Here is a 10,560-nt window from a genome sequence, read left to right as displayed (position 1 = left end):
CCCGCGCCGCGACGCCGCCGCGCGGCCCGGCCCCGTCGCCACGCCGCCCCCGCCGCCGCGGCCCGCCGAGGACGTCCCGGGCGCCCGCGCACCGCAGACCGAGGGGAGGCGCTGATGGACCACGGGCTCGTCAAGCGGCTCCGGCAGGAGGTCGGCGACCGGCTGGCCCAGCAGCGCCGCCTCGACGCCGCGCACGGCCTCGCCCCCATGTCCGGCGAGGACGAACGGCAGTTCGCCCGCGCGCTGATCGGCCAGGTCCTCGAGGAGTTCGCGCGCGGCGAGATCACCTCGGGACGGCGCCCGCCGAACGCCGACGAGGAGGAGGCGCTCGCGGCGGGCGTCCACGCGGCGCTGTTCGGCGTCGGCCGGCTCCAGCCGCTGCTGGAGGACCCGGAGATCGAGAACATCGACGTCAACGGCTGTGACCGGGTGTTCATCGGGTACGCGGACGGGCGCGAGGCGATGGGCGAGCCCGTCGCCGAGAGCGACGAGGAACTCGTCGAGCTGATCCAGATCCTCGCGGCCTACAGCGGCCTGTCGTCCCGCCCGTTCGACACCGCGAACCCGCAGCTCGACCTGCGCCTGCCGGACGGGTCGCGGTTGTCGGCGGTCATGGACGTCACGGTGCGGCCCGCGCTGTCGATCCGGCGCGCGCGCCTCGGCAAGGTCTTCCTCGCGGACCTGGTCGGCAACGGCACGTTCAGCCGGGAACTCGGGCTGTTCTTCCGCGCGGCGGTGCTGGCCCGCAAGAACATCATGATCGCCGGGGCGACGAACGCGGGCAAGACGACGCTGCTGCGGGCCGTCGCGAACGAGATCCCCGCGCACGAACGCCTCATCACCGTCGAACGGGCCCTCGAACTCGGGCTCGACGCGTTCCCGGAACTGCACCCCAACTGCGTCGCGTTCGAGCAGCGGCTCCCGAACTCCGAGGGGCAGGGCGCGATCTCGATGGCCGAGCTGGTGCGCCGGTCGCTGCGGATGAACCCGTCCCGGGTGATCGTCGGGGAGGTGCTCGGCGACGAGATCGTCACGATGCTGAACGCGATGACGCAGGGCAACGACGGGTCGCTGTCGACGATCCACGCGAACTCGTCCGTCGAGGTGTTCAACCGCATCGCGACGTACGCGATCCAGTCGCAGGAGCGGCTGCCGGTCGAGGCGACGCACATGCTGATCGCGGGCGCGATCGACTTCGTCGTGTTCATCGAGAAGCGCAACGACTACGCGCACGGCGGGCGGCTGCGCCGGTTCGTGTCCAGCGTCCGCGAGGTGACGGGCGTGGACGGCCGGGTGCTGTCCTCGGAGGTGTTCGCGCCCGGACCGGACGGGCACGCCGTCCCCGCCGCCCCCATCACGTGCGCCGACGAGCTGGCCCGGTACGGCTACGACCCGTCCGGGGGTGCGTGGTGAGCGCGCGCCCGGGCACCGGTGGGGGCGATCGCTGATGCTCGCGCCGGACGTGCTGCTCGCCGTCCTCGCCGGGGCGCTGACCGGCGGCGGGGTCCTGCTGCTGGCCGTCGCGCTGCGCGGCCTGCCCGCCCGGCCCCGCCCCGCGAAGGGCCGCCGCCGCGAGGACCTCGTCCGCACCCTCACCACCCGCACCGCCCTCGCCGTCCTCGCCGGGACGGGCGTGCTGGTCGTCACCCGCTGGCCGATCGCCGCCGCCGGGGCGGGCGCGCTCGTCCTCGGCTGGGACGGCCTCGTCGGCGGGGCCGCCGAGGAGCGGCGCGGCATGGCGCGGCTGGAGGCCCTCGCCGCGTGGACCGAGTCGCTGCGCGACACGATCGCGGGCGCCGTCGGCCTGGAACAGGCGATCCCCGCGTCGCAGCGCGCCGCCGCGCCCGTCCTGCAGCGGCCGCTGCGGGAACTCGTCGACCGGCTGCACACCCGCGTCCCGATGCCGGAGGCGCTGCGCCGCTTCGCCGACGACCTCGACGACCCGTCCGCCGACCTGGTGGTCGCCGCGCTGATCCTGAACGCGAAGCTGCGCGGCCCCGGGCTGCGCGACATGCTCGGCGCGCTCGCGGCGTCCGCGCGCGCCGAACTCGACATGCGGCGCCGCGTCGAGGCCGACCGCCGCGCCACCCGCCGGTCCGTCCGCATCGTCGTCGGCGTCTCCGTCGGGACCGCGATCGGCCTCGCCGTGTTCAACCACTCGTACGTCGAACCGTACGACGACCTGCTCGGCCAGCTCGTCCTGTGCCTCGTCGTCGCCCTGTACGCGGCGGCGTTCGTGTGGCTGCGGCGGCTGTCGAAGTACGAGCTGCCCGCCCGGCTCCTCAGCGAGCCCCGCAACGCGCCGCGTCCGGGCGTCCCGGACGAGGTCCCGAGCACGGTCGCGGGCTGGCAGGCCGAGCCGCTGCGCGGGCGGCACGCGATGGACGCCGGAGGGGGTGGGGGCTCGTGACCGGCGCGCTCGCCGCCGGCGCCGTCGTCGGCGCCGGCCTGTACCTGCTGGTCCGGGCGCTGTTCCCGGCGCGTCCCGGGCTCGCCGCGCGGATGGCGGCGCTGGACGCCGCGCGCCGCCGCGACCTCGACGCGCCGCCGCCCGGCCGGATCTCCCCGACCCTCGAACGCGTCGGCGGGTTCCGCGCCCGGCTCGGCGGCGAGCTCGTCCGGTTCTGCGAGGCGCGCGGCTGGCGGCTGCGTTCGGTCCGCGCCGACCTGGCGATCACCGAACGGTCGCTGGAGGCGTTCCTCGCGACGAAGTTCCTGCTGCCCGCCGCCGCGCTGCTGTTCGTCCCGCTGGTCGTCGCGTACTTCGCGCTGCTCGGGCTCGGCACGTCCGTCCAGGTCCCGGTGTGGATCTGCGGGCTGTTCGCGCTGCTGTTCTTCTTCTTCCCCGACATGCAGCTCAAGCAGGAGGCGCAGGCCCGCCGCCAGGACTTCCGGCACGTCGTCGGCGCGTTCCTCGACCTCGTCGCGATGAACCTGGCGGGCGGGCGCGGCGTCCCCGAGGCGCTCGTCAGCGCCGCGAACGTCGGCGAGGGCTGGGGGATGCACCGCATCCGGGAGGCCCTCGGCAACGCCCGCATCACCGGGCGCACCCCCTGGCAGGCCCTCGGCGGCCTCGGTGAGGAACTGGACGTCGCCGAACTGCGCGACCTCGCCGGGGCGCTCGCGCTCGTCGCCGACGACGGCGCGCAGATCCGCAAGTCGCTCGCCGCCCGCGCCGCGTCCATGCGCAGCCGGGAGCTGTCGGAGCTGGAGGGCAAGGCGGGCGAGCGCTCCCAGTCGATGCTCGTCGCGCAGCTCTTCCTGTGCGCCGGATTCCTCGTCTTCCTCGCCTACCCGGCGCTGATGCGGGTGCTGAGCGCATGAACCGAACGTCTCGACCGGAACCCGTGACCCCGACATCCGCCCCCCTGGAGGTGCAGCGATGAGGCCGCCGAACCCGATGAACGACCCGTCCGTCGCCTACCTGCGCGCCCTGTTCGACGACCGGCTCGCCCGGCTGCGCGACGAGGACGAGCGCAGCCGCGGCGCGTCCGCGATCGAATGGGCGATCATCACCGCGCTCCTGGCCGCCATCGCGATCGCGATCGGCGGGATCATCCTGGAGAAGGTCCGGGACAAGGCCAACAGCATCAACACGGGCTGAGCGCGGTGCGGCGGTTCGTCCGGCGGTTCCGCTCCGAAGACTCCGGGGCGTCGTCGATGGAGCTCGCGCTGCTCACCCCGGTGCTCATCCTGGTCCTGCTCACCGTCGTGCAGTTCGCGATGGTGTTCCACGCGCGGCACGTCGCGCTCGCCGCCGCGCAGTCCGGCGCGCGCGTCGCCCGCACCGCCCCGGCGGGCGGCGGCTGGCAGGGCGCCGCGGTCGCGCGCGCCGAACGGGACGTGCGCGAGGTCGGCCCGGACCTGCTGAGCGGGCTGTCGGTCACCGCGGGCGAGGTGAACGACGAACGCTGGGTCGAGGTGAGCGGCGAGGCCGTCGCCGTCATCCCGTTCATGACGTTCCACGTGTCGCAGCGGTCGCAGGGGCCGATCGAGTGCTTCCGCCCGGACGTCGGCGCCGGCACGTCCTGCGAGGGAGGGGCCCCGTGAACCCGCCCGTGAACGTTCGCGATCGGCGCACCGACCGGGGGTCGATGTCGCTGGAGATGGTGCTGGCCACGCCCATCTTCGTCGCGTTCCTGCTGATCCTCGCGGGCGCGGGGCGGCTCGTCGACGCGCAGAGCCAGATGGACGGCGCCGCCCGCGACGCCGCGCGCGCCGCGTCCATCGCGCGCAGCGCCGCGTCCGCCCGCGCCTTCGCCGCCGGGGCGGCCGCCGCCGGGCTGCGCGGCACGTCATGGTGCGCGGGCGGCCCGAGCGTCCGGACGGACGTGTCCGGCTGGGGCCCCGGCGGCCGCGTCGTCGTCGAGATCGCGTGCGACGTCGACCTCGGCGACCTCGCGTTCATCGGGCTCCCCGGGACCAAACGCCTCGTCGGCCGCGCCGTCGCCCCCATCGACACCTACACCTACCGGGGCGGAGGCGACGGCCTGTGACGCTGCGCGGCCCCCGGCGCCACCACCCCGCCGGGCACCACGACGACTGCCGCGAAGAACCCCGCGAAGAACCCCGCGACGACCCCCGCGACCGGGGGACCGTCTCGCTGTACGTCGTCCTGTTCACCCCCGTCGTGTTCCTCCTCGCGGGCCTCCTCGTCGACGGCGGCCTCGCCATCCACGCGCGGCAGCGCGCCGCCGACATGGCCGAGCAGGCCGCCCGCGCGGGCGCGAACGAGATCGACCTCGCCGCGCTGCGCACCACCGGCGAACCAGTCATCGACCCCGGCCGCGCCCGCGCCGCCGCCTGCGGGCTCCTCACCGCGTACGGGGACGAGGTCGCGGGCGCGGACTGCGCCGCGTCCACGCAGGAGGTGACCGTCACCGTGCGGATCACCGTCCGCCCGCAGTTCCTCGCGATCTTCCCGGGCTTCGGCGAGTTCACGATGACGTCGGACGCCACCGCCCGCCCGGTGACGGGGGAAGACGACCTATGAGGCGCCGTTCTACGATGTCGAGCACGTTCAGGGACCGGAGAGCGCGATGGTGACGCGGCACGGGCACAGGCGGGTGCGGGGGCGCAGGAGCGCGGGCGACGTCGTGGCCGGGATCGGCGCGCTGATCGCGCTGGCGGCCCTGCTGGCCGGCGTCCCGTTCGCGCTGCTCACCCTGTTCGGGTCGCCGATCCCCGCCGAACTCCCGACAACGGCCGACCTCACCCGGCGCGTCGGCCCCGGCTCACTGATCACGATCCTCGTCGCGCTCGTCTGGCTCGCGTGGCTGCAGCTCGCCGTCTGCGTGATCGTCGAGGTGTACGCGGGAGTCCGCGGCGTCGGCGTCCCCGCCCGGGTGCCGCTCGCGGGCGGCACGCAGTCGCTCGTGCACCGGCTCGTCGTCACCGCGCTGCTGCTGTTCACCACCGCGACCGCGATCGTCCCCGCGTTCTCCGGCGGCGGGCTGTCGCAGGCGCCGCCCGGACAGGCGCAGTCGCAGGAGTTCCACCGGGCCCCGGACCCGGCCGCCGCGCGGCCCGTCGCCGCGACGTCCGCCGACACCGGCGGCGCCGCGCTCGCGGCCGAACCGATGCGCAAGGCCGAGACGACGAAGATCTACCGGGTGCAGCCGCCCGAGGGCCGCCACCACGAGAGCCTCTGGGAGATCGCCGAGAAATGCCTGGGGGAGGGGCGCCGGTACAAGGAGATCTACGAGCTGAACAAGGGGCACGTCCAGCCGGACGGGACGCGCCTGACGATCGCGAGCCTCATCCGTCCCGGCTGGATCCTGGAGATGCCCGCGGACGCGAAGGGCGCGCAGGTCGTCCCCGCCGAGGACCTCGACGAGTACTACCGGTACGGGCACGCGGTCCCCGACGAGCCGAAGCCGGAACCGGCGCCCGAGCCCGCCCCGGCGGCGCCCGCGCCCGACGCGCCCGCCCCCGAGGCGTCGGCGCCCGCGACACCGGCCCCCGACGCGCCCGCGACACCGGCCCCCGACGCCGAGGCGCCGCGCCCCGCCGAGGACCCGCCCGCGTCCGTCCCGCCGCCCGGCGAGGCGACGGGCGGCGGGGGCGAAGGCACGACCGTCCCCGACCGGCGGGACGCCGCCGGCGACGGGCCCTCGCTCGACCTCGACCTGACCTTCGACCTCGAATGGCCGCAGGGCCTCGCCGCCGCGTCGCTGCTCGCCGCCGGGGTGCTCACCGCGCTCGGCCGCCGCCGCCGCGCGCAACTGTGGCACCGCGCGTTCGGGCACATGGTCGTCCGGCCGCGGGGGCGGGCCGCCGAGGCGGAACGGGCGCTGCGGTTCGGCGCCGACGACGACGGCGCCCGGCTGCTCGACCTCGGCCTGCGGCACATGTCGAAGTCGATGGCGGCGGGCGGCCGGGCCATGCCGACCGTCTTTGGGGTCCACCTCGGGCACGGCGGCCTCGACCTGTGGATCGCGCCCGCCGACCGCAACCCGCCCGCCCCCTGGGAGGCGTACGACGACGGCCAGGTGTGGCGGCTGCGCGCCGACGCGATGCCCGGCCTCGAGGCGTCCGGCCTCGCCGACGTCCTCGCCCCCTACCCCGGGCTCGTCTCCATCGGCACCAACGCCAACGGCCGCATCCTCGTCGACCTCGAGGCCGCGCACGGGCTCATCGCGCTGCGCGGCCCGGAACCCGTGCGCCGCGCCGCGCTCGCCGCGCTCGCCCTCGAACTCGCCACCAACCGCTGGTCCGACCACATGCGGATCACGCTCGTCGGGTTCGACAACGAACTCGGCGAGGGCCTCACCGAGATCGCGCCCGACCGGGTCCGGGCCGTCCCGCACCTGTCCGACGCGCTGCCCGAACTGGAGGGACGCGCCGAGGAGGTGCGGCAGGCGCTCGCCGCGTCCGGCGTCGACTCCGTCCTCACCGGGCGCTGCCGCGGCGTGTTCGGCGAGGCGTGGATGCCGCACTACCTGATCATGGCCGACCAGCCGACGGCGCAGGAGGCGGACCGGCTCGTCGCGCTCGCCCGCACCGGCACCCGGATGGCCGCCGGGTACATCGTCCCCGGCGACGTCCAGGGCGCCACCTGGGCGTGGGACCTCGACGAGGCGGAGCGCCTGCACGCGGGCGTCCTCGGCTTCGACGTCGACGCCCAGCTCGTCACCGACGACCAGTACCGCGGCGTGTTCGAGCTGTTCCGGACGGCGAGCGCCGTCGAGTCCGTCCCGCTGCCCGACACCGGCGAGCCGCCCGAGGTGCGCGAGTCGTCCGTCGACATCCGGATCCTCGGGCCCATCGAGGTCGTCGCGCCCGGCCCGATGGACGAGAGCCGCCGCGCGCTGTGCACCGAACTGCTGATCTACCTCGCCGCGCACCCGAACGGGGTGCACCCGACCGTCCTCGTGGGGGCGATCTGGCCGCGCGGCGTCAGCGCGGGCGTCCGCGACGCGTGCGTCGCCCGCGTCTCCGACTGGCTGGGCCGCGACGCGCGGGGCCGCCCCAACCTGTACTACGACGAGCGGGGCCGCATCCGGCTCGGCTCCGAAGTCCGCGTCGACCTCGCCGTGTTCCGCTGGCTCGTGTGGCGCTCCGCCGCCGAACCCGCGTCCGAGGCCGCCTACATGTCGTACGCGCTCGACCTCGTGCGCGGCCCCCTGCTCGCCGACCGTCCCCGCGGCCGCTACTCGTGGCTCGCCGGGCACGACCTCGAGTACGAGGCCGCCGCCCGCATCATCGACGTCGCGCACCGCCTCGTCGTCCTCCGCCTCGACGAGGGCGACGCCCGCGGCGCCGTCGCCGCCGCCCGCGCCGGTCTCCGCCTCGCGCCCGACGACGAGGGCCTCTGGCGCGACCTGCTGCGCGCCACGCACGCCATGGGCGACCACGCGCAGGTCCGCGTCGCCGTCGACGAACTCCGCACCCGCCTCGGCCGCGACCCCCTCTTCGACCGGCTGCAACCCGAAACGGAGGCGCTGATCGACGAGCTCGTCCCCGAATGGACCCGCACCCCCGCCCACTGAGGCGGGCGGCGCCCGCCCGGGGTGCCCGCCCGGGGTGCCCGCGGCGGCCGCGGCGGCCGTCCGTGTCAGCGGTACAGGCCGGTGCCGCCGAGCGAGTAGCGGCCCGGCTGCGGATGGACGACCAGGGACGTCGGGCGGCCGTTCACCCGGATGCGGTGCAGGACGCGGCCGGACGCCGTCGACAGCGCGTACACGACGCCGGACGGCGCGGCGAGCCACAGGGCGGAGCCGTCCGACGACACGCCGCCGAGGACGGGGGCGGCGCGGCCCGGCAGCGGCCGGCGGGCGACGACGCGGCGGGTCCGGAAGTCGATCGCGGCGAGGACGCCGCGGCCCGCGACGAACAGCCGGCGGGCGTCGCGGCTGACGGCCAGCCCGGCGGCGCCCGGCGAGGTGCGCAGGAAGCCGGTGGCGGCGAACGTCGCGGCGTCCACCAGCCACACGCCTCCCCTCGCGGCGTCCGCGACGTAGAACGCGCGCCCGTCCGGCGCGAGCCGGACGTCGCCGGGGCGCGCGCCCGCGGGCAGCCGCAGCGTGCGGGCGACGCGCCGGGCCGCGACGTCCACGGCGACGAGCGTGCCCGCGGCGGTGCAGGACGCGATGAGGCGGCCGTCCGGAGCGAAGTCGGCGTGCCGGGCGGCGCACGGCAGCGGGATCGCGGCGCGGGGCGCCATCGTGCGGGGGTCGCGGATCCCCACCCGGCGGGGCCGCCGGGACAGGACGAGCGCCAGCTCGCCGTCCGGGGTGAAGTACAGGCCCGCCGGGTCGGGCACCGGCACCGCGCGCCCCCGCCCGCCGGGCCCGACGGGGACGAGCGCGCCCCGCCGGGTGTCGGCGGCCCACAGGCGGCGCATGTCCCAGGACGGGACGACGCGTGCGGCGCCGCCGGTCGGGACGCGGCCGACGACGCGGAGCCGGAGCGGGTCGACGACGTGGAGGGCCCGGCCGGTGCCGACGTACACCCGGCGCGGCAGGTCCCGGGCGGCGGGCGCGAGCATGCCCGCGCCGGTGGCGGCGTACACCCGGCCGCCGGTGGGCGCGACGGGCGGCGCGGCGTCGCGGGCGGGACTCGGCGGCCGCGGCCCGACGTACGGGGCGGCGCCGCCGAGCCCCACGACGGGCGCGTCCGGACGGCCCTCGCCGGGGCGGTGGAACGGGACGGGCGACTCGCAGCCGACGGCGCCGGCCGTCACCGCGAGCGCACCGACCAGCGGCAGCGCGGTGCGGGCGCCGCGGCGTCGCCGTCGAAGCATGCCCCTCACCTCCGGCGGGGACGTTACCGGGCGGCGACACGCCGTGTCCGGGCAATCGCGAAACGTGTACGGCGGGGCTAGTCGGACTTGCCGATGCCGATGCCGAACTCGCGGTAGACGCGCTCCCAGAAGCCGTCCCGCAGCCAGGTGCGGGCCTCCTGGTAGGGGCGCAGGGAGCCGCCGAGCTCCTTCTCGGCCTCGATCAGCAGCTCCTTGTCGATCACCGGCGGCAGGATCGGGCCGGGGAGCAGGTCGCGGATGTTGTCCCGGCCCCGCTCGAAGATCCACTTCTGTGCGACGTGCTCGCCGATCTCGAGCATGTGGTCGCGCTCCGGGCCGAGCCGTCCGTCCGACTGCGTCCCGGCGGTCGAGTTCATGGACGCCGCCACGGTCGCGGGCGTCGCGGTCCCGCCGGGCACCGGGACGGCGCCCGCGCGGACGGCGGCCGCGGCGGCCGCGGGCTTCACCGCCGGGGGGCGCCCGGCGAACACCTGCGACGGGGACGGGACGGGGCTGGTGCGGCGCTCGGCGGCCTCGCGGACCGCGGCGGCCGTGCCGGGCGCGGGCACCGGCAGGACCTTCGCCTTCGTGAAGTACGGGCGCAGGAAGTCGGCGGGCAGCACCTCGACCGTGTCGGACTCCCACACGAGCCATTCGGCCTGGTTCGACCCGTGCGTCGGCTCGACGCCCCACAGGTGCACGCGGACGCCGTACCGCTGCGCGGCCTCGACGGCGGGCAGCATGTCCTCGTCCCCGGCGAGCAGGACGGCGTCGGTGATCGCGCGGTGCCGGGCGAGGGCCTCGAGGTCGGCGCGGAGCTGCGCGTCCACGCCCTTCTGCTGGCCCTGCGCGTTCAGGTTGCCGAGCCGCAGCTTCACCAGCGGCAGGTTCGCGATGACCCGCTGGTCGACGGTCGGCTGCTTCTTCGGCGCCGCGTCGAACCAGTACACGCGCAGCAGCTCGCCCAGCAACTGGTCGTCGGCGTGGCTGGTCAGAGCCTTGATCAGCTTCTCGGCGGCGACCCGGTACTCGCGCCGGGAACCGCAGCCGAGCAGCAGGGCCCCGGAGGCCGCGAAGAGGTATCCCGCGTCGACGAAAATGGCGTAGCGCGCGGGCTGTGGGACGAACTCCGAGGTGGCCATGGCCTTCCACCTTATTCGTGTGGAGGGCCCCACTGGGCGCGAACCACGGTTACATGTCGTTTCGGCCGGTCGGCGGGTGCGCCGCCGCCGGCCGGCCGATCGCACGCCGCGTCAGCGCGGCAGCGCGCTCGCGCGCCAGGCGCCGGGGCCGCGCGGCGGGAGGGCCGCGCCCGC

General features: G+C 76.3%; 10 protein-coding genes. 8 read left to right on the top strand and 2 right to left on the bottom strand.

Annotation, left to right across the window (positions count from 1 at the left end; all coding sequences use genetic code 11):
• The first annotated feature begins 114 nt into the window (after positions 1-114).
• The 8 genes from ACFQ11_RS35405 to ACFQ11_RS35370 are packed head-to-tail and all read left to right on the top strand — an operon-like array spanning position 115 to position 7,991.
• The gene (locus ACFQ11_RS35405) at positions 115-1,413 is read left to right on the top strand and encodes a CpaF family protein (protein ID WP_378306894.1); all 1,299 of its coding nucleotides are present in this window, start codon (positions 115-117) and stop codon (positions 1,411-1,413) included.
• A 34-nt stretch (positions 1,414-1,447) separates the two neighbouring features.
• Positions 1,448-2,410, top strand: coding sequence for a type II secretion system F family protein (locus tag ACFQ11_RS35400; protein ID WP_378306892.1), 963 nt, complete (start codon positions 1,448-1,450; stop codon positions 2,408-2,410).
• Positions 2,407-3,324 carry a type II secretion system protein gene (locus tag ACFQ11_RS35395; RefSeq protein WP_378306890.1) on the top strand — a complete coding sequence of 306 codons (918 nt, stop codon included), beginning with the start codon at positions 2,407-2,409 and terminating at the stop codon, positions 3,322-3,324. Before ACFQ11_RS35400 ends, ACFQ11_RS35395 begins: the two co-directional genes overlap by 4 nt.
• Before the next feature lie 58 nt (positions 3,325-3,382).
• Entirely contained in the window at positions 3,383-3,604 is a 222-nt protein-coding gene (locus tag ACFQ11_RS35390; protein ID WP_378306888.1) for a hypothetical protein, read from the top strand.
• Positions 3,605-3,660: 56 nt separating this feature from the next.
• The gene (locus ACFQ11_RS35385; protein WP_378306878.1) at positions 3,661-4,050 is read left to right on the top strand and encodes a TadE/TadG family type IV pilus assembly protein; all 390 of its coding nucleotides are present in this window, start codon (positions 3,661-3,663) and stop codon (positions 4,048-4,050) included.
• A gap of 8 nt (positions 4,051-4,058) precedes the next feature.
• Complete coding sequence (locus ACFQ11_RS35380; protein ID WP_378306876.1) at positions 4,059-4,496, top strand: TadE/TadG family type IV pilus assembly protein; 438 nt, start codon at positions 4,059-4,061, stop codon at positions 4,494-4,496.
• Complete coding sequence (locus ACFQ11_RS35375) at positions 4,493-4,993, top strand: TadE/TadG family type IV pilus assembly protein (RefSeq protein WP_378306874.1); 501 nt, start codon at positions 4,493-4,495, stop codon at positions 4,991-4,993. The genes ACFQ11_RS35380 and ACFQ11_RS35375 overlap by 4 nt, the downstream gene beginning before the upstream one ends.
• 46 nt (positions 4,994-5,039) lie before the next feature.
• Entirely contained in the window at positions 5,040-7,991 is a 2,952-nt protein-coding gene (locus ACFQ11_RS35370) for a BTAD domain-containing putative transcriptional regulator (protein WP_378306872.1), read from the top strand.
• 65 nt (positions 7,992-8,056) lie between these two features.
• Here the strand turns inward: ACFQ11_RS35370 and ACFQ11_RS35365 are convergent, their stop codons facing one another.
• Complete coding sequence (locus ACFQ11_RS35365; RefSeq protein ID WP_378306870.1) at positions 8,057-9,244, bottom strand: YncE family protein; 1,188 nt, start codon at positions 9,242-9,244, stop codon at positions 8,057-8,059.
• Positions 9,245-9,321: 77 nt separating this feature from the next.
• The gene (locus ACFQ11_RS35360) at positions 9,322-10,386 is read right to left on the bottom strand and encodes an NYN domain-containing protein (protein WP_378306868.1); all 1,065 of its coding nucleotides are present in this window, start codon (positions 10,384-10,386) and stop codon (positions 9,322-9,324) included.
• Positions 10,387-10,560: the final 174 nt, after the last annotated feature.

Origin of the sequence: Actinomadura sediminis, from assembly GCF_042675525.1 — a bacterium.
GTDB lineage: Bacteria > Actinomycetota > Actinomycetes > Streptosporangiales > Streptosporangiaceae > Spirillospora > Spirillospora sediminis.
Note: the sequence above shows the minus strand (reverse complement) of the source record. Positions and strands in the feature narration are given on the sequence as shown.

Excerpts from the sequence above, each read along its gene's own strand:
- ACFQ11_RS35405 (WP_378306894.1), top strand. The coding sequence starts at position 115 with ATGGACCACGGGCTCGTCAAGCGGCTCCGGCAGGAGGTCGGCGACCGG.
- ACFQ11_RS35400 (WP_378306892.1), top strand. The coding sequence starts at position 1,448 with ATGCTCGCGCCGGACGTGCTGCTCGCCGTCCTCGCCGGGGCGCTGACC.
- ACFQ11_RS35390 (WP_378306888.1), top strand. The coding sequence starts at position 3,383 with ATGAGGCCGCCGAACCCGATGAACGACCCGTCCGTCGCCTACCTGCGC.
- ACFQ11_RS35385 (WP_378306878.1), top strand. The coding sequence starts at position 3,661 with ATGGAGCTCGCGCTGCTCACCCCGGTGCTCATCCTGGTCCTGCTCACC.
- ACFQ11_RS35370 (WP_378306872.1), top strand. The coding sequence starts at position 5,040 with ATGGTGACGCGGCACGGGCACAGGCGGGTGCGGGGGCGCAGGAGCGCG.
- ACFQ11_RS35365 (WP_378306870.1), bottom strand. The coding sequence starts at position 9,244 with ATGCTTCGACGGCGACGCCGCGGCGCCCGCACCGCGCTGCCGCTGGTC.
- ACFQ11_RS35360 (WP_378306868.1), bottom strand. The coding sequence starts at position 10,386 with ATGGCCACCTCGGAGTTCGTCCCACAGCCCGCGCGCTACGCCATTTTC.